24 protein-coding genes are annotated in these 25,175 nt (G+C 40.7%); 15 read left to right on the top strand and 9 right to left on the bottom strand.

Annotation, left to right across the window (positions count from 1 at the left end; genetic code table 11):
• Positions 1–10 precede the first annotated feature (10 nt).
• The 6 genes from cysK to ACIQ0H_RS16085 all read left to right on the top strand — a co-directional run bounded on the left by cysK (position 11) and on the right by ACIQ0H_RS16085 (position 5,207).
• The gene (cysK, locus tag ACIQ0H_RS16060; RefSeq protein ID WP_403417170.1) at positions 11–940 is read left to right on the top strand and encodes a cysteine synthase A; all 930 of its coding nucleotides are present in this window, start codon (positions 11–13) and stop codon (positions 938–940) included.
• A 204-nt stretch (positions 941–1,144) separates the two neighbouring features.
• Entirely contained in the window at positions 1,145–1,987 is an 843-nt protein-coding gene (locus tag ACIQ0H_RS16065; RefSeq protein ID WP_403416803.1) for an ABC transporter ATP-binding protein, read from the top strand.
• Positions 1,920–2,672, top strand: a complete 753-nt coding sequence (locus ACIQ0H_RS16070; protein WP_403416805.1) for an ABC transporter permease — start codon at positions 1,920–1,922, stop codon at positions 2,670–2,672. Before ACIQ0H_RS16065 ends, ACIQ0H_RS16070 begins: the two co-directional genes overlap by 68 nt.
• Before the next feature lie 27 nt (positions 2,673–2,699).
• Positions 2,700–3,704, top strand: a complete 1,005-nt coding sequence (locus ACIQ0H_RS16075; RefSeq protein ID WP_403416808.1) for an aliphatic sulfonate ABC transporter substrate-binding protein — start codon at positions 2,700–2,702, stop codon at positions 3,702–3,704.
• Positions 3,705–3,921: 217 nt separating this feature from the next.
• Complete coding sequence (locus tag ACIQ0H_RS16080) at positions 3,922–4,332, top strand: DUF4870 domain-containing protein (RefSeq protein ID WP_403416811.1); 411 nt, start codon at positions 3,922–3,924, stop codon at positions 4,330–4,332.
• A gap of 230 nt (positions 4,333–4,562) precedes the next feature.
• Positions 4,563–5,207 carry a Yip1 family protein gene (locus ACIQ0H_RS16085; protein WP_403416814.1) on the top strand — a complete coding sequence of 215 codons (645 nt, stop codon included), beginning with the start codon at positions 4,563–4,565 and terminating at the stop codon, positions 5,205–5,207.
• A gap of 52 nt (positions 5,208–5,259) precedes the next feature.
• Here ACIQ0H_RS16085 and ACIQ0H_RS16090 read toward each other — a convergent pair whose 3' ends face one another.
• The 4 genes from ACIQ0H_RS16090 to ACIQ0H_RS16105 form a co-directional block, all read right to left on the bottom strand.
• Positions 5,260–6,285 (bottom strand): hypothetical protein, encoded by a 1,026-nt coding sequence (locus ACIQ0H_RS16090; protein ID WP_403416817.1) that lies wholly within the window; start codon positions 6,283–6,285, stop codon positions 5,260–5,262.
• Positions 6,286–6,593: 308 nt separating this feature from the next.
• Positions 6,594–8,087, bottom strand: a complete 1,494-nt coding sequence (locus ACIQ0H_RS16095) for a catalase (RefSeq protein ID WP_403416820.1) — start codon at positions 8,085–8,087, stop codon at positions 6,594–6,596.
• A 391-nt stretch (positions 8,088–8,478) separates the two neighbouring features.
• Complete coding sequence (ilvA, locus tag ACIQ0H_RS16100; protein ID WP_403416822.1) at positions 8,479–9,747, bottom strand: threonine ammonia-lyase IlvA; 1,269 nt, start codon at positions 9,745–9,747, stop codon at positions 8,479–8,481.
• Between the two features lie 107 nt (positions 9,748–9,854).
• A complete protein-coding gene (locus ACIQ0H_RS16105; RefSeq protein ID WP_403416825.1) occupies positions 9,855–10,754 on the bottom strand; it encodes a diacylglycerol/lipid kinase family protein in 900 nt (299 codons plus the stop codon).
• Positions 10,755–10,893: 139 nt separating this feature from the next.
• On the opposite strand from ACIQ0H_RS16105, the gene ACIQ0H_RS16110 reads away from it, so the two are divergent.
• Together ACIQ0H_RS16110 and ACIQ0H_RS16115 are read left to right on the top strand one after the other, a co-directional pair.
• On the top strand, positions 10,894–11,703 hold the full coding sequence (locus tag ACIQ0H_RS16110; RefSeq protein ID WP_403416828.1) for an SDR family NAD(P)-dependent oxidoreductase: 810 nt from the start codon (positions 10,894–10,896) through the stop codon (positions 11,701–11,703).
• Between the two features lie 31 nt (positions 11,704–11,734).
• Entirely contained in the window at positions 11,735–12,490 is a 756-nt protein-coding gene (locus ACIQ0H_RS16115) for an SDR family NAD(P)-dependent oxidoreductase (protein ID WP_403417173.1), read from the top strand.
• Between the two features lie 218 nt (positions 12,491–12,708).
• On the opposite strand, the gene ACIQ0H_RS16120 is transcribed toward ACIQ0H_RS16115, so the two are convergent.
• Positions 12,709–13,131 (bottom strand): MarR family winged helix-turn-helix transcriptional regulator, encoded by a 423-nt coding sequence (locus ACIQ0H_RS16120; RefSeq protein ID WP_403416831.1) that lies wholly within the window; start codon positions 13,129–13,131, stop codon positions 12,709–12,711.
• A 141-nt stretch (positions 13,132–13,272) separates the two neighbouring features.
• On the opposite strand from ACIQ0H_RS16120, the gene ACIQ0H_RS16125 reads away from it, so the two are divergent.
• Complete coding sequence (locus ACIQ0H_RS16125) at positions 13,273–13,986, top strand: DUF2161 domain-containing phosphodiesterase (protein ID WP_403417176.1); 714 nt, start codon at positions 13,273–13,275, stop codon at positions 13,984–13,986.
• 88 nt (positions 13,987–14,074) lie between these two features.
• Positions 14,075–15,775 carry a methyl-accepting chemotaxis protein gene (locus tag ACIQ0H_RS16130; RefSeq protein WP_403416834.1) on the top strand — a complete coding sequence of 567 codons (1,701 nt, stop codon included), beginning with the start codon at positions 14,075–14,077 and terminating at the stop codon, positions 15,773–15,775.
• 58 nt (positions 15,776–15,833) lie between these two features.
• On the opposite strand, the gene ACIQ0H_RS16135 is transcribed toward ACIQ0H_RS16130, so the two are convergent.
• The gene (locus ACIQ0H_RS16135) at positions 15,834–16,763 is read right to left on the bottom strand and encodes an urea transporter (protein WP_403416837.1); all 930 of its coding nucleotides are present in this window, start codon (positions 16,761–16,763) and stop codon (positions 15,834–15,836) included.
• 203 nt (positions 16,764–16,966) lie between these two features.
• Between ACIQ0H_RS16135 and ACIQ0H_RS16140 the strand changes: the two genes are divergently transcribed.
• From ACIQ0H_RS16140 to ACIQ0H_RS16150, 3 genes are all read left to right on the top strand, one after another.
• Entirely contained in the window at positions 16,967–17,830 is an 864-nt protein-coding gene (locus ACIQ0H_RS16140) for a transporter substrate-binding domain-containing protein (RefSeq protein WP_403416839.1), read from the top strand.
• Positions 17,831–17,850: 20 nt separating this feature from the next.
• Positions 17,851–18,531, top strand: coding sequence for an amino acid ABC transporter permease (locus ACIQ0H_RS16145; protein WP_403416841.1), 681 nt, complete (start codon positions 17,851–17,853; stop codon positions 18,529–18,531).
• Between the two features lie 107 nt (positions 18,532–18,638).
• Positions 18,639–19,607 (top strand): proline dehydrogenase family protein, encoded by a 969-nt coding sequence (locus ACIQ0H_RS16150; protein WP_403416844.1) that lies wholly within the window; start codon positions 18,639–18,641, stop codon positions 19,605–19,607.
• 113 nt (positions 19,608–19,720) lie between these two features.
• Here ACIQ0H_RS16150 and ACIQ0H_RS16155 read toward each other — a convergent pair whose 3' ends face one another.
• The 3 genes from ACIQ0H_RS16155 to ACIQ0H_RS16165 all read right to left on the bottom strand — a co-directional run bounded on the left by ACIQ0H_RS16155 (position 19,721) and on the right by ACIQ0H_RS16165 (position 23,084).
• Complete coding sequence (locus tag ACIQ0H_RS16155) at positions 19,721–20,140, bottom strand: arylamine N-acetyltransferase (protein WP_403417179.1); 420 nt, start codon at positions 20,138–20,140, stop codon at positions 19,721–19,723.
• Positions 20,141–20,350: 210 nt separating this feature from the next.
• A complete protein-coding gene (locus ACIQ0H_RS16160; protein WP_403417182.1) occupies positions 20,351–21,367 on the bottom strand; it encodes a DUF1646 family protein in 1,017 nt (338 codons plus the stop codon).
• Positions 21,368–21,593: 226 nt separating this feature from the next.
• On the bottom strand, positions 21,594–23,084 hold the full coding sequence (locus ACIQ0H_RS16165; protein ID WP_403416846.1) for a peptide MFS transporter: 1,491 nt from the start codon (positions 23,082–23,084) through the stop codon (positions 21,594–21,596).
• A gap of 484 nt (positions 23,085–23,568) precedes the next feature.
• On the opposite strand from ACIQ0H_RS16165, the gene ACIQ0H_RS16170 reads away from it, so the two are divergent.
• Both ACIQ0H_RS16170 and ACIQ0H_RS16175 read left to right on the top strand, forming a co-directional pair.
• Positions 23,569–23,811 carry a hypothetical protein gene (locus tag ACIQ0H_RS16170; protein WP_403416848.1) on the top strand — a complete coding sequence of 81 codons (243 nt, stop codon included), beginning with the start codon at positions 23,569–23,571 and terminating at the stop codon, positions 23,809–23,811.
• Positions 23,812–23,922: 111 nt separating this feature from the next.
• The gene (locus ACIQ0H_RS16175) at positions 23,923–25,068 is read left to right on the top strand and encodes a glycerate kinase (RefSeq protein ID WP_403416851.1); all 1,146 of its coding nucleotides are present in this window, start codon (positions 23,923–23,925) and stop codon (positions 25,066–25,068) included.
• Positions 25,069–25,175 lie beyond the last annotated feature (107 nt).

The following is a 25,175-nucleotide window of genomic DNA, read 5'->3' on the forward strand; positions in this document are numbered from 1 at the left end:
GATGATGGCAGTGAGAGTTGTCAATAATATAGCTGAATTGATTGGTCATACACCATTAGTCAGGCTGAACAGAGTAGCAGATCCAAATGGGGCAGCAGTCTATGTGAAGTTGGAATATTTTAATCCGAGTAAAAGTGTGAAGGATCGGGCAGCTTTCAATATGATTGTTGAAGCAGAGAAAAGCGGGCAATTGACGGCTGGGGCAACAATCATTGAACCTACGTCAGGAAATACGGGGATTGGTCTCGCGATGAATGCGGCGGCGAGAGGTTACCAATCGATTTTTGTTATGCCGGATAATGCAACAATCGAACGTATTAATTTGATGAAGGCCTATGGTGCGGAGGTCGTTCTGACACCAAGTGAGGAAAGAATGCCAGGGGCGATTGCCAAGGCAAACGAAATAGCTTCACAAATTGACAATAGTTTTATCCCGATGCAATTTGAAAATACCGCCAATCCAGACGCACACCGGACAACAACAGCTGTGGAGATCATTGAGGCGCTTTCATCTATCAATCGAACACTCACTGCCTTTGTCTGTACGTCAGGCACAGGAGGCACGGTGACGGGAACTGGTGAAGCGCTGAAAGAGCACGATGCGAGCATTACTGTTCATGTTGTAGAGCCGGCTGGATCACCGGTGCTGTCAGGTGGAATGCCAGGGAAACATAAGTTAGTTGGGACGAGTCCTGGCTTCATCCCTTCGGTGCTGAACACGTCAATCTATGATGAGATACTCCAAATTAAAGACGAAGAAGCGTATGCTACTGTGCGTAACGCTGCAGCGCAGGAAGGCATTCTTGTCGGTCCTTCAGGGGGAGCGTCTATTTATGCAGCTTTAGCCGTTGCCAAACGGTTGACGCCGAGTGATACAGTCGTCTGCATTGCACCTGATTCTGGTGAACGTTATTTATCGAGTGACTTATTTGCACTATAATTGCTATGTTATAACTGCCGCAACTCATTGAGTTGTGGTTTTTTCATGTTTACACACAATTTCCTCAAGTTTCATTGTCGTGTTTCTAAAAAATAGAAAATTTCAAGAATAAAGGTTGACAAACGGTATAGAGATGAGTAATTATATATTAAGGATATAAAACATATCAACTTAGTTGGTATTATAAAGGGAAGGAGAATTCCTATGTACTTAACGATTGATGGCATTGAAAAAAACTTTGCTCATGAAGAAAAAGGGCAAGTAAAGGTGCTAGATAATATTCAATTAGAAGTCGAAAAAGGACAGTTCGTTTCGATTGTAGGTCCATCTGGCTGTGGAAAGTCAACATTGCTCTATCTTATTGCGGGACTTGAAAAGGCGGACAAAGGAGAAATCTGCATTGAAGGTGAAAAAGTGACGGACGCAGGACCTGATCGCGTCGTTGTCTTCCAAGAGGCTGGGCTATTCCCGTGGCTCACGGTTCTTGATAATGTTACGTATGGTTTATTGTTGAAGGGTATGACTAAAACCGAAGCACAAGATAAAGCGAAAGACATGTTGAAAATGGTGCATTTGAGCAATTATATTAACGCTTATCCCCATCAGCTTTCAGGAGGCATGAAACAGCGTGTGTCTATTGCGCGTGCGCTTGTCATGGAACCAGCAGTTTTGTTAATGGATGAACCGTTTGCGGCGCTCGATGAACAAACGAGAATGGTTTTGCACCATGAGTTGCTGGAAATATGGCGAAAAACGAAGGTGACGATTTTCTTTATCACGCATAATATACGCGAAGCAGTTTTATTATCCGAGAAAGTGATTGTGTTTGAAACACGACCTGGAAAAATTAAATCGACCCATACGATAAAAACGTCAACAGATGGCATCACGCCGAATGATGTGACCTTCCATTTGGAAAAACTCATCTTGGCTGAGCTGCAAGGTGAAATAGAGAAAGTTTTAAAGGAGGAAATGGGGGATGACTACATTTTTGAGACGGACCCTCTTCATCGGATTACTAGCGGTGATATGGGAAGTAACATCTAGATTATCTAGCTTGCCAGATTTCATGTTTCCTAGACTCAGTCAAGTACTTCAAACGCTTTTCACAGGAATTGTAAATGGGCAAATCACGGTGGCAATTCTAACGAGTATGATCAGATTGTTAATTGGTTTTTCAGTTGCAACAATACTTGGTGTCTTTTTAGGCTACCTAATCTGGCGCTCAAAGCTAGTGGAGGATACACTTGGATTTCTTATAACGGCTTTACAGTCTATCCCAAGTATTGTCTGGTTTCCGTTGGCTATTATATGGTTTGGTTTGAATGACTTTTCCATTTTGTTTATCGTTACAATTGGGGCCACATGGACAATGACGATTAATGCGACAAGCGGCTTCAAAAATGTTCCAACACTTTATCAGCGGGTTGCTAAAACATTAGGGTCCAGTGGCTTCCACTTTTTACGCACCGTAATTATTCCTGCATCCGTTCCGCAAATTATATCCGGCTTGCGTATCGCTTGGGCATTTTCATGGCGTGCGTTAATGGCTGGCGAACTGCTTGGTGGTGGAGGCGGACTTGGGCATCTATTGGAAACCGGCAGAGCACTTGGTCAGATGGATTTGGTTATTTCTGTCATGATCATTATTGGTGTCATCGGTACGATTATGGATAATCTGGTATTTTTACGATTAGAACGTAGTGTTCAGAAGAAGTGGGGCATTCGTTAAATGACATCACTCGGGGGAGAGAAAAAAATGAAACGTAAATTATTGGTGCTTAGCTTTATTTCTTTATTGGTATTGGCCATCGGAACGGCTTGTGGAAAAAGTGATCAAGGTGCGGCAGGAAGTAAAGAAGTGAACATCGGTTATTTTCCAAACTTAACACATATTGCAACAATAGTTGCCTTAGAAAAAGGTTATTTTGCTGAAGAGTTTGGGGAGAATATTAAAATTAACACGAAAACAGTTAGTAACGGTGGATTGTTTATGGAGGCAATGGCGACTAAATCAATTGATGTCGGTACAGTTGGACCTGGTCCGCTATTAAACATCTTTGTGAAGGATCCTAGTTATCACATTATTTCAGGTGCGGTAAATGGGGGAGCCGTACTTGTTGCAAGCGAACATAGTGATATCTCGGAACTTGCGGACTTAGACGGTAAAAAAGTTGCCATTCCTGTCATTGGAAGCACACAAGATATCATGTTAAGAAAAGCGCTCAATGATGTCGGACTAAAGCCAAAATCGAATGGCGGAACAGTTGAATTATTCGCGGCAGCGCCTGCTGATACGACAACCTTATTCATTCAAAAATCAGTGGACGCCGCTGCGACACAAGAGCCCTGGGGTTATATTTTAGAAACACAAGCGAATGGCAAACCGCTATTGGATTGGGAGTCATTTGCTTGGGGTAAAGAATCTACAAATACAGTTGTTGCAGCCACTAAAAATTTCTTGGGCAATAAACAATTTGTAACAGCTTATTTAACAGCGCATTCAAAAGCGGTAGATTTTATTCAACAGAATCCAGAAGCCAGCCAGGAGCTTGTTATCAAGCATATTAAAGGCTTAACGGGCAAGGAAATTAATAAAGATGAGTTGCAGGCCGCATTTGCTCACCTAGAAGTGACAACATCCGTTAATGAACAAGTCATTCAGGAGATGGCAGACATAAGTAAGGAGGCGGGCTATATTAAAAGTAGTGATATTGATGGCTTGGTGCAACTGGATGAATTGAATGCCCTTGATGCTAAATAATGAAAAACCTCTTCAGCCAATCATGGGCTTGAAGAGGTTTTTTTCAATATCTTTTCGGACGAAAAAAGTTGGGGGGTCCACCTACTAAATCGATTTTAACATTCATAGTATGAAGGAGGTATGAAGTTTTTTTATGGATAGTCAAGACGAATAACTATAGATGCCTGAAATTTATCGGTTACGTAATCTTCAATTTAAATAATAAACACATACTATTATGAAAGGAGGAACCGGTACGACTGAACAAGAAAAAAAGGGACTACCAGATGAACTGGCATCCAATACAAGCCCGGAGCCTGAAGAAACGAGTAAGAAAAGTACTATTGGGTTGGATGAAAATATTGGTGGTATGCTGTGTTATATTTTCATCGTCTGTCTCGTCTTTATGTTCATGGAAAAAGAAAACCGTTTTATTCGTTTTCATGCATTGCAGGCTGTGTTTTTAGGAGTTTTTCTTATTGTTTTTGGTCTTGTATTAGGTGTCATTCCGATTATAGGATGGATTTTAAGTCTATTTATGGGGCCATTGGTGTTGGTAATGGTTGTGTTTATGATGTATCAAGCCTATCAAGGGAAGTACTACAAACTCCCTGTTATCGGAGATATGGCTGAAAAGCAATTGGAGTGATTTGAATCTAGTAAATGCGTGAAGATACTATCCCCAATTGGAAAGTTGATTGGGGGATTTTTTGACTTATGGCGAATCAAGTTAAATAAATTATTTCACAATACCTGCTTCGATGTTATTAAAGTAGGGCTCTGTTATTGGGGCAATAGACTTCTACATCATTTTGAATTTTGATGCAACTTCTTAACCTATTATACGTAGAATAGGTAGTGAAAGAGGGGTGTTCATATATGAATGAGGGAAATGATGTGTTAGCTAAGAAAGAGGAACTGAATCTATGGACGTCTATTTGGACGAAACCAAGAGAAACGGTACGATACGCTATCGATCATAAGTCAATGAAATTTGCTATCATTTTAGTCGTAATTGCTGGGGTATTCGATATGCTAAATGCGGCATCACAAAATAACATGGGCAATTCTATGTCTGTATCAAAGATTTTACTTTTTTCAGTTGTGTTAGGTCCTTTATTAGGGTTGATAGGTTGGTGGATTGCTGCTGGAATTGCAACGTTTGTCGGCACTTGGTTCGGCGGTGAGGGAAGATTTGCAGAGTTGAAAATGGCTTTTGCAATTGCATATATACCTGTCATACTGGGTGGACTTTTTTGGATTCCTGATCTCCTTATCCTAGGGGAACATTTATTCAATGATGAAATTAGTATTTCAGGTTTAACATTAATTTGGCAACTACTTAGTGGGTTGATTGGTATTGTAATAGGGGTATGGGGTTTTATCATTACAGTATTGGCGGTTGCGGAAGCCCACAAATTCTCTGGATGGCGAGGCTTTTGGACGGTTGTGATTCCATCTGTCTTGATAGTGATCATATTATCTATATTCTTTCTACCGTTTTTACTTTTACTATTTGTTTGAAATAAAATCGCAGATGGACAACAGAGAAATCCGTTGTCCATCTGCGATTTTTTTATTTAGCAAAATAGGCGGCAACTGCTTGCGTTGTTTGTTCCGGAACTTTTAAGCACAGGGGTTCACTATGCAGGAAGTTAAAGACATTCATATCGCTTGTTTGAAGTCCACCGATGGTTAGACGGGGGACAAGCCGGACATGAACCCGCTCAGTACCATTTGGTGAAATAGGGATAAAGAGCCCAAGGTTAAAGCTAGCGATACCGATATTTTCAAAGTAACGGAAGAAGCGCATCATACTGTCAGCAAGATCCTGCCAGTTGTTCACATTCAACTCCTCCAGAGATGGGGCATCAAATACGCCAATAAAATCGGTGTGACTTTTTGGTGCGAAAGCATGTAACCAGTCAATAGCTCCTACTGTACCAATAAAACGTTCATCAAGCTCTTGTTCACGTTCAACTAATGCATCATAGTAGTTTTGATAGTGCACATTGTTAAACTGTTGAGCAGCCTGGGCTGTTGTCGCCTGATAGTTTGTAGGATGTTCTGACGCCAGTACGTGAATATGTGGGTGCAAAATACTACCTCCCGAAGGTGGTAAGTAGTTCCAGTTGATGGATGCAAATTTTGTATTTGGATCTTGTGTGGAGACCTTTTTCAAATAGTCATGCGCCGCTGAAAATGAATCCACAATCATAGTTGCTGTAAATTCATCGAGCTTTACGTAATGCTGATCGGACATGCGGACAACGGCATTGTGTTTGCTGTATGGGAACAGGTTAGGAAAGACGACTACTTCGCCTTGCGTAAGTCGCCCCCCCGTTACTAATGTTTCAGGGAACGTAGGCGTAAATGATTGCACGTTCTCAGGACAGAACGGACAATTGCTACCTGCTGTTTCTTTGGCGAGTTCCTCATAATCTGTAGGGATGAACGGGGCACCGGGGTCGTAAATAATGCGCGACGTTTCACCTGTTAGTGGATCTTTGCGGATTTCTGTTTTTCTGTCAATGAGCTTACGGTCCTGCATAGGGTCATGGAATGTGAAAAATTCCTGGCTTGCTGTGAATTGTATTGTCATCAATTATTTCCCCCTAAAAGTAATCAATTGTGTACATCTATTCTATCGTCAGCTAACGGAAAAGTCAGTATAATTGTCGGAATTTTTATTAAAAACGTGGACTACGCGCTCGATTTTTACATAATTGCAACTTTCACGGCGAATCTTCTGTTTTCACGCGATTTCCCCGGGAATACTCGTGATTTCCCGGAAATGAAAAGGGGTGTGCACCTGAAATTTAGATAATATAAATGAAATGCGAAGGGGGCACTGAACTAGACAAAAAAGGAGCAACCCTATTCGGTTGCTCCTTTCGCACAATACAATACTTATTTTGCTTCGAAAGTTGCTGCTGCTTCCACTTCGCTCCAAGCAATACCAAGTGCGTCTGCTACGCCTTGTCCGTAAGCTGGATCTGCCTTGTAGCAGTGGGTGATATGGCGAAGTTGGATATGTCTTTCAACGCCTGCCATATTACGTCCAGTATTTTCGAACAATACTTGTTGTTGTTCTTTGCTCATTAAATTGAACAGTTTTCCTGGTTGTTCGAAGTAATTGTCGTCGTCTTCTCTGAAATTCCATTGATCTGCTGCACCAAAGAGATCGAGAGCTGGTTCTTTATATTTTGGTTGTTCTTCCCACTCACCATGGCTGTTTGGCTCATAGTGAATTTTGCTGCCATGATTGCCATCGACACGCATAGCCCCATCGCGGTGGTAGCTGTTGTGGAATGGACATTTTGGCTGGTTCACCGGAATTTGGTGGTGGTTTACGCCTAAACGGTAACGTTGTGCATCGCCATATGAGAAGAGGCGTCCTTGCAACATTTTATCTGGTGAGAAGCCGATACCTGGTACTACGTTTGCAGGTGTGAAAGCGGCTTGCTCTACTTCAGCAAAGTAGTTGTCAGGATTACGGTTTAACTCCCATTCGCCTACTTCAATAAGAGGGAAGTCTTTTTTGTACCATACTTTCGTCAAGTCAAAAGGATTGTAAGGCATGTTTGCTGCTTGTTCCTCAGTCATGACTTGGATGAACATTTTCCATTTAGGGAAGTTGCCATTTTCGATATTGTCATATAGGTCACGTTGATGACTTTCACGATCTTTCCCGACAACCGTTTCAGCTTCTTGATCTGTTAGGTTTTCAATCCCTTGTTGTGAATGCATGTGGAATTTCACCCAAACGCGTTCGTTTTGAGCATTGATCATGCTGAAAGTATGGCTTCCAAAACCGTGCATTGTACGATATGAACTTGGAAGTCCACGATCACTCATTACAATTGTCACTTGGTGCAATGCTTCAGGCAGTGATGTCCAGAAGTCCCAATTGTTATTGGCACTACGCATATTCGTACGTGGGTCACGTTTAACAGCATGGTTCAAGTCTGGGAATTGCATAGGGTCTCTGAAAAAGAAGACTGGTGTGTTATTGCCGACGAGATCCCAATTTCCTTCTTCGGTATAAAAGCGCATGGAGAATCCACGAATGTCGCGTTCAGCGTCAGCGCCACCGCGTTCACCAGCTACAGTTGAAAAACGAACGAACATATCCGTTTTCTTACCCACTTCAGAGAAGATTTTTGCTTTGGAGTATTGTGAAATATCGTGTGTTAGGGTAAATGTCCCGTATGCACCTGAACCTTTGGCGTGCATACGACGTTCAGGAATCACTTCGCGATCGAAGTGTGCAAGTTTCTCCAATAGCCAAACGTCTTGTAGTAGGATAGGACCTCTTGGACCTGCAGTCATTGAGTTTTGGTTATCTACGACAGGTGCACCAGCAGCAGTTGTTAATTTTTTCGGATTTTTATTTTCAGTCATTGAACGTCACTCCTTAGATTGTTTTAAATCTTACATGATAATAATAACAAATAAGCTTTTGTTATACCAGTAAAATAGACTAGGAAATAAATTAATAACTTTTCAATTGAGAATATACTCTAATAGTTGAGAGTATATTCATAGCAATTGGAAATCCTTTAAAATAACTAACGTCGACAAACGATGTATATGCAATAAGGGTAACATAGTTGCTATTAACTTCGCAAAATTCTGAAACAAATGGTAGATTGATTGATTTTTTTAAATCGGCTTTGAGGATACAAAAGAAGATAAATAGATAGAATTTGTCATCCTAATTTATTGACACAAATGAAAGTAATCATAAAATAACCCTGATAATCAAACTACATCGTTTGATTATCAGGGTTATTTAGATGAGCAATTCAAATAATGTACTATCTTTGTTCACTTCTTTAAATGAAAAACCACATTCGGTCATGCGCTGAATAAGACCCTCATAATCTTCTTTTCTCTTTAATTCTACGCCGACAAGACCTGGACCACTTTCTTTGTTGTTTTTCTTCGTATATTCAAAAGTAGTAATATCGTCTTCAGGTCCTAGAACTTCATCTAAAAACTGGCGTAACGCACCGGCTCGTTGTGGGAATTTGACAATGAAATAATAGAGAAGTCCTTCGTAAAGTAATGATTTCTCTTTAATCTCTTGCATTCTACCGATGTCATTATTGCCGCCGCTAATCACGCAGACGACGGATTTACCTTTGATTTCATCCTTATAAAAATCTAGCGCAGCGATTGATAAAGCACCTGCTGGTTCTGCGATTATCGCATGTTCATTGTATAGATCTAAGATGGCCGTGCATACTTTACCTTCTGGCACAAGGACGATATCATCCAGATATTTACGGCAAATATCATACGTCAATCGCCCGGCACATTGGACCGCTGCGCCGTCTACAAACTTATCAATGGTTTCTAATACGGTTATATCATCATTTGAAAAGGCAGCTTTCATGCTACCTGCACCTTCCGGCTCAACACCAATCATATGCGTTTGCGGGGAGACATTCTTTATGTAGGTACTGAGACCGGCCATAAGTCCACCACCACCTATAGCGCCGAATACGAAGTCGAGAGGCTCTTCGATATCATTCATCATTTCTACTGCTACCGTTCCTTGCCCCGCGATGACATCATAATCATCAAAAGGGTGTATGAAAATACGATCATTAGCTGTTGCATACTCAATTGCTTTGGCTGAAGTGTCATCGAATGTATCACCAACTAAAATGATTTCAACAACATTTCGGCCAAACATTCTTACCTGATTGATTTTTTGTTTAGGTGTTGTTTGGGGCATAAATATTTTTGCGTTGATACCTAAGTGTGCACAAGCATAGGCAACACCTTGGGCATGGTTTCCCGCGCTAGCACAGACGACTCCTTTGTCACGCGCATCCGTTTCAATGGTTTTAATTTTATAATAGGCCCCGCGTAGTTTGAAGGAACGTACATGTTGTAAGTCTTCTCTTTTTACATACACATGGCAATCATACTTTTCAGATAATCGCTCGTTTTTTTGTAATGGTGTATGTGCAACAACATCCTTTAATAGCTGGTTGGCAATAAGGATTTCTTCCACATGAAAGGTTTTTGGTTTCGTGTTTGTTAGATTCATAATTCTGTCAACAACCTCCGTTATCATTTGAACATTTTGTAATCATAACACAACATTCTCACAATTAATACCGGAGTGTTCAAAATTATCGGTAAATAATTAAAATATTAAGTAGTAACAACTAACTTCAATGCCCGTTCATGAATGGCGATGCGGAGTGGGGTAGATGTGACGACTTCTCCGTCGACAATGACAGAAACAGCTCTATCTGTTTGGACAACCAGTTCTTTTCCTTCTATGTAACTTACACCTTTTCGAAGAATAGGTTGCCCGCGAAGCAACTCGGGAAAAAGCCGAAATAAGATTTTCATTCGTCCAACATCATGAAGCATTGTTAAATTGAAAACACCGTCGGTTGGTAGGGCTTGCGGGCATACGACTAATCCACCTCCGTAAGAAGATGTATTGCCACATGCAATTAGCCAAGCGATTCCCAACTTATAATTGGCGCCGTCAATGGTCACGCTGCCCGAAAAGGGACGAAAGAATAGTAATGTTAAAACAGCTGCGATAGGATAAGCGAACGAGCCAATACCAACCTTATTCAAAAATGGTTTATACCAAGATTGATTGACGCGTTGCCCAATCATGGCGTCTATGCCAATCCCCACTACAGAAATACCAAATCGGTCATTGACGTGGAGCAAATCAATTGTTGTTATTTGGTGTGCTACTAATTGGTCGATGAAGCGGCTTGGTTGTCTAGTTAGTCGAAACATACGTGCAGTATCATTGCCTGAACCAGCTGGCAGGATTGCCAAAGCGGTAGTCGTTTTGGCGATAGATTGAATAACAGAGCCTGTCGTTCCATCCCCGCCAATCACAGCGATGGTTTTAATTGTATACGATTGTAGAATTTCTAACATAAAGTTTTGTGCGTCCGATTCTGAACTACTAATCAGTACGCGGTAGTCAATATTCCGTTGTTGTAGGATTTTCTCCGTTTCATCCCATAGTAATGAGGCTTGACCTTTCCCTGCCAACGGATTGACAATAAATACATACATCTTACGACCCCATTTCCTTTACTTTCAGTTTATCATATCGATTATTTGTAAAGCCTTTATGCATATCTATTTCATCCTATATGTTTTAATGTTAAAATAGATGAGTAAATAATATTTCAACATGAAAGAGGGTGTACAGATGGGCAGGGTGCAAGGGAAAGTAGCCTTAGTAACAGGTGGAGCCTCTGGAATTGGCTTATCTGCAGCTACATTGCTAGCAAAAGAGGGCGCCAAAGTCGTTATTGCTGATTTTAACGTGGAAGGTGCAAAACAAGCTGCCGAAGAGATTAACAAGCAAGGCGGCGAGGCTGTCGGTATCTTTTTGAATGCGGGTGAAGAGCAGTCGATTAAAGATGCGGTTGATTTCACAGTTGAACAATTCGGTACAATTACAGTCCTTTATAATAATGTTGGTCTAACGAATCTCCAAAAAGATTTAGACGTTGTAAACATCGATTTGGACGAATGGGATCGCTTGATGGATGTTAACGCGAAGAGTGTTTTAATTGGTAGCCGTTATGCTATTCCACATATGCAAAAAGCAGGTGGCGGTTCAATTATTAATACGGCTTCTATGGCAGGATTTGCTAGTGACGCTGTTCGTTCTGCTTATGGTGCATCCAAAGCAGCTGTTGTCAATTTGACAATGTACATTGCGACACAGTACGGGAAAGATAAAATTCGTTGTAATGCAGTTGCACCGGGGTTAATCTTGACGCCTGCTGCAAAACGCAATATGCCAGAAGAAGTGCTTGATATTTTCGGTAAGTACAATGCACTTCCATATCATGGTGAAGCTGACGACATCGGTCATACAGTTGTATTTTTAGCTTCGGATGAATCTAAATTCATCACAGGGCAAACGATTCAAGTTGAAGGCGGTCACTATATTGGAAATCCAAGTATCGCTGATTTCCAAGCTTATATGGCGCAAGTACAATCAAAGTAAACGACAGTATTCATAAAAAAGGAGACGATTTATTATGAAATTACAAGATAAAGTAGCAATTATTACTGGTGGAGCTGGCGGTATCGGTATGGGTATGGCAACAGCGATGGTTAAAGAAGGCGCCAAAGTTGTTATCGTCGATTTGAATCAAGAGGTAGGCGAGCAAACGATTAAACAATTACAGGAGTATCAGCCTGAGTCAATGTTCATTCAAGCCGATCTAACTGAACACGATAAGCTTGGTGATATCGTTAAACAAGTAGCTGATAAATACGGTAAACTTGATATCTTAGTAAACAATGCGCATGCTTCGAAAATGGCGTCAATTGAAGAAACAACGCAAGCAGAGCTTGATTTCTCGTTTAATACTGGTTTTTACCCAACATTTTTCCTTATGCAAGCGGCTCTTCCTTACCTAAAAGAATCACAAGGGAAAATTATTAACTTTTCATCTGGTGCCGGTCTTAACGGCGATGTAAACCAAGCTTCTTATGCGGCTGCAAAAGAAGCTATTCGTGCGGTTACGCGTGTAGCAGCAAATGAATTTGGACCTTTCGGCATCAATGTTAACTTAATTTCTCCGATTGCTAAATCCCCTGGTATGGTGCAATGGGCAGAAGATAATCCAGAATATTATCAAGGGATGCTAGCTAAAATCCCGATGAGAAGACTTGGAGAAGTAGAAAGTGATATTGGCCGTGTAGCAGTATTCCTAGCGAGCGAGGATTCCGATTATATCACTGGACAAACAATCATGGTAGATGGTGGATCAATTAAATTACGTTAATGTTAGGTAGCTAAGTATTCATGTGGTTATCCAGAAAGTCAGTTTTCACTGAATTTCTGGATAACCTTTTTGGATTCTAAGTAACAAGATACAAAAACAGGTGGAGAAAAACGAATCGTTTTTCTCCACCTGTTTTATTTTAGGGACGTATTAGACAGCGCCTTTTTTCTATCATAAATAATGCCTTGGCATAATTACGCCCCGGTTGATTCATTTTACTATTGTAAGGATTGATCAAGTTTTTGATAAATGGTTAGTAGTGTTTCTTGCTCTTCCTCGGAAAGATGTGAAAATAACTCTCCACGTGTTGCATTACCATCTTTTTGTGCTTGTTCGAGTAAGGCGATACCTTTTTCAGTGATAGACCAATAGGTGGTACGACGATCAAGGTCGTCTTGCCTACGATGTATCAATTCTTGGGCAGCCAATTTGCTAGATAGATGTGTCAGCGATGCTGGGGTGAAGCCTAAGCGTTTCGCCAAATCGGAAGGTCTGGATTCACCATCTTGGCGTAACTCGTGCAAGACGATAATATGCGAGATTCCAAGATTATGAGCAGATCTACTTTTCCAGCGAACGATCATTTTATGGTTCACTTGTTCGAAAGCATGAATAAGTTCAAAAATCGTTTTTTCATTCATTGATAAAAACCTCCAAAAATAGGTGTTAATTATTCATTTCTATTGTACCATTATTGAGAATAAATGTTTGATTTTAAAAAATTTAATGTCAAAATATTCATTTCGAGATAAAATCGTTAGCTAAGGATGTGTGCAGTGACGATGAAAAAGCAAGAAAACAAACGCTATGAAGTTGATTTATATCAACCCGTTAAAAATCATTTTATCAAAGAAGGGTACGATGTGTATGGGGAAGTAAATCATTGTGACGTAGCTGCCGTAAAAGAAAGTGAGTTAGTGATAGTAGAGTTGAAACTGTCACTGACGATTGATCTTCTCATTCAAGCGACTAAAAGACAGCGCATGACGGATCAAGTCTATGTCGCCATCCCCAAACCCAAATATAGTCTCCGTTCGAAAAAGTGGAGAGATAGTTGTCATTTAATAAGAAGGCTAGAGTTAGGTCTGATAACGGTAGAATTCCAGGAGGATGACGTACTTCTAACCGTTATTTACGAACCAGCTCCTTTTAATAGAGTGAAAAGTATGCAACAAAGTAAGAAGAAAAGAAATAAAGTTTTGTCCGAAATTGCAGGGAGATCAGGCGATTACAATACGGGCGGAAGTAGTCAGACGAAAATACTATCCGCCTATAAAGAAAATTGTATTCATATAGCCTGTTGTCTCCTACACAACGGACCGCTCTCGCCAAAATCATTAAGACAAATGGGGACAGGGGAGAAGACCTTATCCATTCTGACTAAAAATTACGATGGGTGGTTTGAAAGGATTCAAAGGGGAGTTTATTCAATAAGCGAGAAGGGTATAAGCGAATTAAGAGCATTTCCCGATCTTATGGAGCACTATCGTGAATAGTCCTTTGTTTCTATTACAATATATAGTATTATAGGATATTAGTGCAGGTAATATGTACCTAGTTACTAGTATGGTAGGGGGAAAAGTGATGAAGAATACATTGACCGTTCAGCTTGGGGCAATTATTATCGGTATTATGATTGCAATGCTGGCAATTACATCCATTGCAACATATAAAACAGCATATGATAAATTATACGATGCTGCGGGTATTGAAGCTTACGGCTGTGCGAATATTACTACTGGGTTAATTCGCGCTGAAGATGTGAAGAAAATGTTAGATGGCGATCAAGAGGTGATGGATACGGTCGGTAAAAGTTTGAATTGGACGATTGAACATAAAGATATCTTTGAAACGCAATACATACTAGATTTGACTGGGAAAATCCTGGCACTTGACGACTACTCGCGTGAAAAAGGATTAAAACCGGGAGATTCGGTTCCGATGGATGAAAAAGCGGTAGCTATGATGCTAGATATGAAGCACTCAACTTACTCTGAACTATATGAATTCAAAGGGATGAAACGCTTATCTGGCTATGCGCCCATTTTTGAAAACCATGATCCAACTGGCAAAATCATTGCGATTAGTGTGATTGATTTTGATGGATCAATTGTTGGTGAGCGGACATGGGATGTTGTTAGAAATGGTATGTTGATAAGTCTTATTCCAATGATCATCGCGTCCATTATTACGCTTTTCTTAATTAGACGCAGGACAAAACCGATATCAGAACTAATTGCACATGCAAAAGAAATAGCCGATGGTAATCTTGCGATTGAAGACACAACAGTCAAAGGAAACGATGAAATAGGTGATCTTGGACGCACGTTGAATATCATGACAGCTAATTTACGAAGTATGATTGGTACTGTGCAAACCACAGCGACTCAATTGACAAAAAACTCGCTTGAAACAGCCGCATCATTAAACGAGATGCAAGAGGCTGCCCAACATGTTGCACAAAATATGGAGGAAACAGCCGCATCAATCTCTGATGGGACAACGAATGCTGAGCATGCCTCATCCATCTTGTCGACTCTCGCCGATGCTATTCAAGATTCAAAAGTAAAAGCGGAACAAAGTGTACTAAACTCCCAACGGACGATGCAGATAGCCGGGGAAGGTCAGCAACGCGCCAATGATATTCGTAGTGATATCGAAGAAATCCGAACTTCCTCCATAGGGGTAGGCGGAACAATCCAGAATCTCATTGAATCTACAACGAAAATCCAAGATATTACAGGTTCAATTGCGGGTATTGCAGCCCAGACAAACTTACTAGCTTTAAATGCATCGATTGAAGCTGCACGTGCCGGCGACCATGGTAAAGGATTTGCCGTCGTTGCAGAAGAAGTCCGGAAACTTGCAGAACAGTCAAATAAAGAAGTATTAGAAGTGGAAAAACTTGTGCGTGATATTACAGAAAGTATCGGACAAGTTGTCATCTCAACATCAGAAAGTACAACACTCATTGAATCTGGGACGGAAACGGTTCGTATGACAGCGCAATCCTTAAGTGATATCACAACTGCCGTATCAGAGACTGTTGAAGAAATCAGGATGATTTCAGATTTGACAACATCCCAGGCGGAGAATTCAGAACGCGTTGTAGCACTCATTAATCAATTGACGGAATCGATTCATGTCATTGACGGTTCGACAAATAATATTTCGGCAGCTGCCGAGGAAACGACTGCATCGATTGAAGAAGTTGCTGTACGGTCCGTTGAAACGAGCCAAATGGCAAGTGAGCTTGAAAAGGTCGTTGGACAATTTAAATTATGAATAAGAAACACCCCCGTAGTAGTGATGTATCACTACTACGGGGGTGTTTCAATTTGCGTTAAAGTCTTTGCACAATCTTTTTGCGAATCAACAAGAACAACCAGGTACTAATAATGAATGGTGATGTTAGCGCAGGAAGCCCAAGGGGATAAATAAGTAACTCTATCCCGGCTGAAATTGGCACGGTTGTTGCCGCGGCAAATATACCAACAAGCGGGAAATTACGCTTGTCATCGAATAATAGTCCAACGGCAATTATTGTTAGTACTGCATTATAATTGTAAAGACCCATATTAAGTAGTTCCGAATTAACCCCAAGTGAGATGGCTGTTAACCATGAAATGAAGGTTCCGGCTATAGCATAGACACCATACCTCCACCCAGCTACAAATAGGGAAATTAATATGAGCGATCCCGCCCACAATGAGTCAATGATAAAGACCTCTCCAACTCCTTTAATTAAAGCTAGAAAGAAATGAGGTGTTCCCTCGATTGGTAGATTCCAATTTGCTGGAGACGTTGCAACAAACTCAGGATTGATTTTTAAGCCCTTTACCTGATAGGCAGCTAGCAGACCAATCCATGTTACAACAACGAATGGAAAGGTGAGAATGGGAATTTTCCATTTAGCCGTGTATTTTGATAGATAAAACATCAGTACGGCGGCCATAATTGCAGCGACTGGTGTAATCAGCCAACGCCAATCATTTTGTAGAAATAACATAATGGCAATTCCGCATAGCAGGGAATTAAAACCATAAATACCTTGGCTGACTGCAAGTTTATCTGCATGTAAATAGTGGGCTGTTATTGTCCCCACTATAGACGAGATGAGTGCCATTAAACCAAGAAGTGGTGAGTGGATTGTAATGCCTAGTAATATTAGAGCTCCAGACAGAGCATTTTCGATTAACATAACTTGAGAGAATCCCTTGAGTGAAATAGGAATAAGTTTTTTTACTTTGTTCAATTCAATGGATTTCCTCATCCGGGTAAACTCCTTTCTCCAGTAAGTACTGAGACCAATATACCACAAATTATTAACGATGAAATCTTTTTAAATGCATGCTCAATTCGCAACAATTCGGATATTCCATTGAAGGGGAAAAGGGTTACATCTTCTGTCGGAATACATTATAATTTTCAGTGGACAAGTATTTGTGTCCTACTAATGATCAAAGGAGAGTTCATATGACAAAAGTACATCATCTTCGTCACATCACCCTGTCTTTATGTATATTTTTAGCGATGTTTGTTCTGGCTGCTTGCGGATCAAGTGCTAGTAACGGTGCGGAAAAAGACAAAGCGGCACCTTCCGTTTGGGATCGTATCACAGAAAAGGGAGAAATTGTCGTCGCAACATCTGGCACACTTTATCCGGCATCTTATCATGATGGCAAGAATAACGAATTAACAGGTTATGAAGTTGAAATTATGAAAGAAATTGGCAAACGCCTAGAATTGAATGTTTCATTTAAAGAGATGGGGCTAGATGGCATGCTCACTTCTTTAAATAGTGAACAAGTGGATCTTGCGGTAAATGATATTGAAATTACGGAAGAACGCCAAGAAAAATTTTCGTTTTCTAAGCCTTACAAGTATTCATACGGCACGGCAATCGTCCGTAAATCGGATCATTCAGGCATTGAGACCTTGGAAGACTTAAAAGGAAAAAAAGCCGCTGGGGCTGCGACGTCCGTCTATATGCAAGTTGGACGTGACTACGGTGCGGAAGAAGTCATTTATGACAATGTGACTAATGATGTCTACTTGCGTGATGTTGATTTGGGACGCACGGATGTTATTTTAAATGATTATTATTTACAAAAATTAGCACTAGCTGCATTTCCCGAATTCGAAATTATGATTCATCCGGATATTAAATATCATCCGAATGTGCAAGCAATTATTATGAAAAAAGATAATGAGGAACTATTAACACAAGTGAACAAAATTTTGGATGATTTACACGCCGATGGAACTATCTCAGAATTGTCGAAGAAATATTTTGGCGGTGAAGATGTATCAGTTGAACAAGACTTTGATATTGATTAACTGTAAAGGCGGTTTGTAAAGTGGTGGCCATCGACTGGGGCAACATCTTCGACTTGCAACTGGCTATTGAATCGCTACCTTATATTTTACAGGGAATCGGCTATACTATTCTAATCTCATTCGCCGGCATGGCAATTGGCCTTTTCATCGGATTCATCCTTGCACTTGGACGAAATTCGAACTGGCGAATCATTAGGTGGCCTGCACGACTATTCATTTCCTATATGCGCGGCACACCCATGTTAGTGTTTTTATTCCTGCTCTACTTCGGCTTGCCGAACATTGGTATTCAGTTTTCGGCGATCACAGCGGCGATAATAGGCTTTAGTCTCCATTCATCTGCTTATATGGCCGAAATTATTCGCTCCTCGCTAAATTCGGTCGATAAAGGCCAATGGGAAGCGGCAACGGCACTCGGGATGACTGCTAAGCAAACGATGTTGTCTGTAATTTTGCCCCAAGCGACTCGGATTGCGATCCCCCCTTTGTCAAACGTACTACTTGATCTTATTAAAGCCTCTTCGTTAGCGGCGATGATTACTGTACCAGAATTATTTCAGCGGGCAAAAATTGTCGGAGGTAGGGAATTTGACTATTTGACCGTTTATATTCTTGTCGGCTTCATATATTGGGGCATCAGTGTTCTCGTTGAAGTGTGGCAAAGTCGACTCGAAAAGCGTTTCAGCAATAGTCGAAAATAAGTGAAAAAAGTAGTTAAAATGCAGCGAAATGTAGTGAATTTTGTTGTAAAAGTCCGGGCAGAGTATGGTATAATTAAAAAATAAAATAGTAATGAGGAGTTAATGACATGCTAAAAGATATCTTTATGGGTTTATCTCAAAATCAACTTTTGAATAGTGCAGCTAAAAAGTACGGCCTAAAATTAGGGGCACAAAACGTTGTAGCGGGAACAAATGTAGAAGAAACAATTCAAAGTATTAAAGAACTGAACGCACACGGAATTTCTTGTACGGTTGATAATCTCGGCGAATTTGTATTTGAAAAATCCGAAGCAACTGCTGCAAAAGAACAAATCCTTTCGGTTATTGAGGCAATTCGTGAACACGGAGTTGACGCTCATATTTCGTTAAAACCATCACAACTTGGTTTGGATATCGACTATAATTTCTGTTTAGAAAACTTAAGAGAAATTGTTAGCAAAGCGCATAGCTATGATATTTTCGTCAATTTTGACATGGAGGATCACGCACGCCTTCAGCCTTCTTTCGATATTTTGGAAGAACTATCGAAGGACTACAATAATGTTGGTACGGTTATTCAAGCTTATTTCTTCCAAGCAGAAGAAGATCTTCATAAATATAAAGATTTCCGTCTACGCATTGTAAAAGGCGCTTATAAGGAAGCAGCAAATGTTGCTTATCAAGAGAAGCAACAGATTGACGAAAATTATATCAAACTGATCGAATGGCATTTATTGAATGGTAAATTCACATCGATTGCAACACATGATCACAATGTCATCAATCATATTAAATTATTCGTTAAACAAAACAACATTCCGAATGACAAGTTTGAATTCCAAATGTTATACGGCTTTAGAAAAGACATGCAACTTCAATTAGCTAAAGAAGGCTATAACTTCTGTACTTATGTTCCTTTTGGACAAGACTGGTATGGCTATTTTATGCGTCGTCTTGCAGAAAGACCACAAAACTTAAATCTTGTGGTTAAACAAGTATTCAACAAGAAAACGAACACAATGATTGGACTAGCTGCAGGGGCGTTTGCTGTAGGTAGATTGACAAAGAAAAAATAAGGTGTAAATGAAAAGTGTGGAAAATGGGATAATCTCCATTTTCCACACTTTTTTGTTATACATAAAGAGTGAATACATTTTGTAATACGTATACTTTGTCTTCTGCTGAAAGCTCAGATGCTGCGTGAACGCCGTTTTCCGTTACGGTCAAGGTTTTGGTCGACTAATGTGATTCGCCCCGTCTTCGTTGCGCAAGAGACGATATCGTGGTGCGTAAAAGAGGATTCTTTGGCGACTTGATTGAATACGCACCCTTCATGAAAGTCGACAAGGTTTTTCTTGGCTGTATGGAACCGATATAACGTTCTACTACCTAATTCGTTTTCCTGAATCAAATCAAATGTCCGTTCAGTAGCCTGTGTCACCTGATGAGTACCATTGGTGTCAGTTCGTTTATTACCATCCAACGGAAGAGCAGTACGGTGTGTAGCGGCTCCAAAGCCCACATCGATAAGATAGGGCTCGTCGAGCTGCTCAAGATGGGTAGCATTCGTGCCTGCTATAGCCCATTGTCCATTCGGTCTTAATACTATCCCCGGGGTTTAACATGTACAATCTTGTTGAATATACTTTGTGCATTCAGATAGATGGGCACTTTTCAAATGGAGTATATTGCAAGTGTCAAGACTGTAGCTCTATCAAGTAGGAGAGGGTAGCCTTCTCCGATGATGGTGCATTGAATCTCGCTAAATATTGCGGTATGTCCAAAATCAAATCACCTCATAGTGAAAAATGTCATTAAATTAGCTGACAGCAACAATCACGATGAAATAGGCCACCATTGCGATCAAGCCAATCGGAACAGCGAAGCGTGCCCATTCAATACTTTTAATATTGAGCTTACCGGCAGCAATAATATTCGGGATATTCCCAGGGATTAACATACCCCCACTAATAAGAAGTCCGAGTAAAATGGCTCTAATGGTCGAATCAGTCATCGTAGGGCTGACCTCTGCCGCGGTTAATGTAGCATTATCGAGCACTGCCGAAATCATATTTATCCAATAAAGCACTAGCGGACTCAGATCGAGCAAATACTTTTCAATGAATGGCTCGAAGCCTGCACCGAGAAATGTTAGGGCCATGACGAATAAATAGACCTTAAAACCGCGAATAAAGATGTCGAGATAGGATTCCGTCCCTTGATTAGCTGCCGATCGGTCGAGCTTCGCTTTCGGTTTTATCAAAAGTGCGGCAAGTATACCAAAAACAACAACACCCACAATAATATCAGCGCCAAGTAATCTAAATAGGTAGAAGAAGTCCTGGTTAAGTTTGCTTGTCGCAATGGTCGACAAAGGCTCGCCAATCGGTGTCAGAACCGCGCCAAGACCAATTGAATAGCATGTCAATATTACAAGGCGTATCTCTGACTTGCGATCAAGCCGTAGTACGCTGACAACTGCCACGAGAACAATAGCTGCAATGATGGCTGTAATCACACTTGAGATGAGACCAAGAATAATGACGACCAGTGCCAAAAACAAGCGTAGGGGCATTGCTTTACTCATGCCGAGTATACCCGTTTCAATGGGCTTTTGGAACCAACGGAATAGTATACCAGCAATAATAACTGCTAGCGTAATATGTAAAGGATCCTCCAGCGCTTTCATAATAAGTTCCTTATCAAGCACTTTACTCACAACAACAGCTGCAATCCCCATAATAAATAGAAAGACTTCAAGATTGCGTTCAGCGATTTTAACTGTGAAGGGCATAAACAAGACAAGTACTAAAATAATCGTTAAACCAAGTATCAAAATCTCACTCCTCATTTTATTTAAGATAATGGTTAAGAATACTATTATCTTAACATTGAAATGGCGCAAGAAAAACCATTATCAGAAAAAATAGTCTAGTTTAAAAGATTAGTTTTCGGTAACTTTCCGATAATATCAAATATTTACTATAAAAGTAATAAAATCAACAAAAATAAAACAAGCAATTCCACTATAATTAGGGAATTGCTTGTTTCGAGTGCTTCAATTAGCGTACGCCTTTCATATAGCGTTGAATGATTGGTGACAACGCAAACACGATAATACTTAGCAAAATGGCACTTCCACCGATAATTCCGAAATACATCATTTCGGTTTCAGTTGAATAAAACTTAACGAGTTGCGCATTAAGTCCTTGTGCAGCCGCGTTCGACAGGAACCAGAGGCTCATTGTCTGTGCAGAGAACGCTGCGGGTGCCAGCTTCGTCGTTGCGGACAGTCCGACAGGTGATAGGCACAATTCACCTAAGACTACCATGAAGATGCTTAAAATCAGCCACATTGGGTTGACAAGTGCATCTGTACCACCAAAGTAAGAAGGTAACAAGATGACGATGAACGATAAACCAGCAAATAGTAAGCCTAGTGAGAATTTCTGTGGAATTGACGGCTGGCGATCGCCAAGCTTCATCCACAACCAAGCGAAAACTGGTGCTAGCGTGATAATGAATAACGGGTTAAACGACTGGAAAAAGGCTGGTGAAATTTCATAGCCAAAAATATTTAGGTTTGTCCGTGTATCCGCATACAAGGCTAGAATTGTTGAACCTTGCTCTTGGATTGCCCAAAACATGACGGATGCCAAGAAGAGCGGGATAAATGCGAGAATACGTGACTGTTCCACTTCAGTTGTTTTTGGGCTTCGGTACATCACAACAAAATAGATTGTTGGAATAAGGAATCCAAGTACCCCTACAATGGCGATAAACGAGTCGAATGTCAGCCAACCGTTCGGGATGGCAATCGCAATTAGTATTGCAAGTATCACTGTTGAAATGGCAGCAATGGAAATTACTTTTTTCTTCTCCTTAGGGGCCAATGGGTTGGAAACTTGTGTACCCGCAAGTCCAAGGCTGTTCTTCTTAGTTATGACAAAAACGACTAATCCAATAAACATCCCGACAGCAGCAACACCGAATCCAAGGTGGAAACTCTTGTCCATTAAACCACCTACGATTAGTGGAGAGATGAAAGCACCTAAGTTAATGCCCATGTAGAAAATACTGAATCCTGAGTCGCGACGATTATCTGTTTCCGGATAAATATCGCCCACCATACTAGAGACGTTTGGTTTTAATAAACCTGTCCCGATTACAATCAGTACCATTGAAACGAAAAACAATGTAATATTGCCGGGAATCGCTAACGCAATATGACCGAGCATGATAAAAATACCACCAAAGAAGACGGCTTTCGATGTACCGAATATCCGGTCGGCTAACCAGCCTCCAATAATTCCCGACATATAGACCAGGGAACCGTAGATAGACATAATGGACAATGCGACTGTTTTATCTAGTCCAAGTCCACCGTTGGATACTTCGTAGTACATATAGTAGACGAGGATAGCCCTCATTCCGTAGTACGAGAAGCGTTCCCAGAATTCTGTGAAGAATAGTGTGAACAAACCTTTCGGGTGCCCGAAGAATCCTTTTTGCGGGACACTATCAACGATTTGTTTCTTTGTTAGTTGTGACATCATGATGCCTCCTTCATATTTCACTATAATACAATTAAACGTTTTCAATTGTCAAAAATAATTTATGAAATCGTTTACTTCCGGAATAGTATAGTTATTACAACGTTTCTTCATAATAGTAATCTTTAGAATATACTAATTGTTATTAATCAAATAGTATATTCATTATAGCAAATAAGTTTAGTAGAGTCTTGCACATGTATTCATATATTATTTCATAGAGTGAGAGAGGGGGAATTACGACATACCGATAGAAATCACTAGCTCTATTACTGAAATTCTGATATCTATGTATGTCATTACACAGCAAGGGCTAGTTGTCAGTGCACTCCATTATCACTAGCTCTATTTGAACTCGACCATTATGTACATTCAAATCCAATCTGTAAAGCCACCGCTAAAATTTCAAGGAGAAATTTGCCTGTTCCTTCAGCTTATTAAGCAGCTAGCCTGTTGCAGATGAATGAAGATAGGAGGAGAATGGTTGGAAATCTATGACGTTGTCTTAATCCCACTTATTATCGGCATGGTAGAATTGTTGAAGATGTATGGGATGAAGAAACGGCTATTACCACCAATGGCATTGGTTTTCGGGATTGTTGGGGGCATCTTCTATGTCTACCCAGAAGATCTGAAAGCTGGAATACTCGTTGGATTAATGATGGGCTTATCTGCGAGTGGTCTGTATTCCGGAGGAAAAGCCGTGGTTGAAAAGAATGGCAGCTAGAACAGGCAATATCCCCTTAGGTAACGCATTCTAGGGGGGATTTTTTTCGTTTCATACTGATTGTTGGAATTATTTCCGTATACTTAGGGTAGTTCAAGGGGGGCATGTCTGTTGAAAATAGTACTAGCACCTGATTCGTTTAAAGGAAGTTTGACGGCTATACAAGCAGCACAGGCAATGGCGGAGGGTATAAGTGATGTTGATCCAACAATTAAGACGCTGATACTTCCAGTAGCTGACGGTGGAGAAGGGACGATGACAAGTTTAGTCTACGCTACCGAGGGGACAATTGTTTCTGTGGTAGTACAGGATCCGCTCGGCCGTAAAGTGATGGCAAGTTATGGTGTGCTTGGCGATGGAGAAACATGCGTGATTGAAATTGCCGAAGCGTCCGGTTTGATGCTGTTAACCGAAGAAGAAAAGGATCCGTTTGTCACGACAACATTCGGCACTGGTGAACTACTGGTTCATGCGCTTGATGCTGGTCTTCGTAAATTTATTATTGGGCTTGGCGGCAGTGCGACAAACGATGGTGGTGGCGGTCTGTTGCAAGCATTAGGCATGAAGTTGCTGGATGTGAATGGTGTAGAATTGCCGCGAGGTGGTGGATCTCTTAATGAACTTCATGCGATTGATCAATCACATTTTGATGAACGCATTTCCAGGAGTCACTTTCTTATCGCTTGCGATGTAGAAAATCCATTGGTGGGACCTACAGGAGCTTCGGTTGTTTTTGGTCCACAAAAAGGGGCATCACCTGAAATGGTAGAAGTACTAGATTACAATTTGAAGAAATTTGCAGCCGTAGTAGAAGAGTGTTCTGGAGTTGCACTTCTTGGTAGAAAAGGTGCCGGCGCGGCTGGAGGAGCAGGAGGAGCTTTTCAAGCTTTCTTCCCAGGGGAAATAAAACAGGGTATCAGCGTTGTATTAGATGCGATTTCGTTTGCGGAACAAGTTACGGATGCAGATTTGATTCTAACAGGTGAAGGCAGGACAGATAGTCAGACGTTGTCAGGCAAAACACCATTTGGTATTGCTAAAGTGGCAGAGGGGGAAAGGAAACCTGTTATTCTCATTTCAGGTGTGGTAGATGTAGAGAGTAGGGAGTTGTTGACTCCTTTCTTTACTGAACTACATGCGATTGCAGATGGAACAGTATCGCCAAAAGAATCGATAGAAAAAGCTAGTTATTATTTACGTGTAAAGACGAAAAGCGTAATAAAGAATTATGTAAATCTCCATAAATCAAGACACTGACAGATGTTTTCATTTCAAAAAGCCGTACATTATTTCCTAACAAGGCACATAAGATTGCAAGGGAGAGCTGTCGTAATAGGGATATAGTACAAATCGAAAGGGGAATG

It is taken from the genome of Sporosarcina sp. NPDC096371, assembly GCF_044762865.1.
Lineage (GTDB): Bacteria > Bacillota > Bacilli > Bacillales_A > Planococcaceae > Sporosarcina.

Bases quoted from the DNA above. Each gene is read 5' to 3' on its own strand.
- ACIQ0H_RS16130 (WP_403416834.1), top strand. From the start codon at position 14,075: ATGAAGAATACATTGACCGTTCAGCTTGGGGCAATTATTATCGGTATT.
- ACIQ0H_RS16150 (WP_403416844.1), top strand. From the start codon at position 18,639: ATGCTAAAAGATATCTTTATGGGTTTATCTCAAAATCAACTTTTGAAT.
- ACIQ0H_RS16165 (WP_403416846.1), bottom strand. From the start codon at position 23,084: ATGTCACAACTAACAAAGAAACAAATCGTTGATAGTGTCCCGCAAAAA.
- ACIQ0H_RS16070 (WP_403416805.1), top strand. From the start codon at position 1,920: ATGACTACATTTTTGAGACGGACCCTCTTCATCGGATTACTAGCGGTG.
- ACIQ0H_RS16085 (WP_403416814.1), top strand. From the start codon at position 4,563: ATGAATGAGGGAAATGATGTGTTAGCTAAGAAAGAGGAACTGAATCTA.
- ACIQ0H_RS16125 (WP_403417176.1), top strand. From the start codon at position 13,273: ATGAAAAAGCAAGAAAACAAACGCTATGAAGTTGATTTATATCAACCC.
- ACIQ0H_RS16135 (WP_403416837.1), bottom strand. From the start codon at position 16,763: ATGAGGAAATCCATTGAATTGAACAAAGTAAAAAAACTTATTCCTATT.
- ACIQ0H_RS16075 (WP_403416808.1), top strand. From the start codon at position 2,700: ATGAAACGTAAATTATTGGTGCTTAGCTTTATTTCTTTATTGGTATTG.
- ilvA (WP_403416822.1), bottom strand. From the start codon at position 9,747: ATGAATCTAACAAACACGAAACCAAAAACCTTTCATGTGGAAGAAATC.
- ACIQ0H_RS16105 (WP_403416825.1), bottom strand. From the start codon at position 10,754: ATGTATGTATTTATTGTCAATCCGTTGGCAGGGAAAGGTCAAGCCTCA.
- ACIQ0H_RS16080 (WP_403416811.1), top strand. From the start codon at position 3,922: ATGAAAGGAGGAACCGGTACGACTGAACAAGAAAAAAAGGGACTACCA.
- ACIQ0H_RS16140 (WP_403416839.1), top strand. From the start codon at position 16,967: ATGACAAAAGTACATCATCTTCGTCACATCACCCTGTCTTTATGTATA.
- ACIQ0H_RS16065 (WP_403416803.1), top strand. From the start codon at position 1,145: ATGTACTTAACGATTGATGGCATTGAAAAAAACTTTGCTCATGAAGAA.
- ACIQ0H_RS16120 (WP_403416831.1), bottom strand. From the start codon at position 13,131: ATGAATGAAAAAACGATTTTTGAACTTATTCATGCTTTCGAACAAGTG.
- ACIQ0H_RS16090 (WP_403416817.1), bottom strand. From the start codon at position 6,285: ATGACAATACAATTCACAGCAAGCCAGGAATTTTTCACATTCCATGAC.
- ACIQ0H_RS16110 (WP_403416828.1), top strand. From the start codon at position 10,894: ATGGGCAGGGTGCAAGGGAAAGTAGCCTTAGTAACAGGTGGAGCCTCT.
- ACIQ0H_RS16095 (WP_403416820.1), bottom strand. From the start codon at position 8,087: ATGACTGAAAATAAAAATCCGAAAAAATTAACAACTGCTGCTGGTGCA.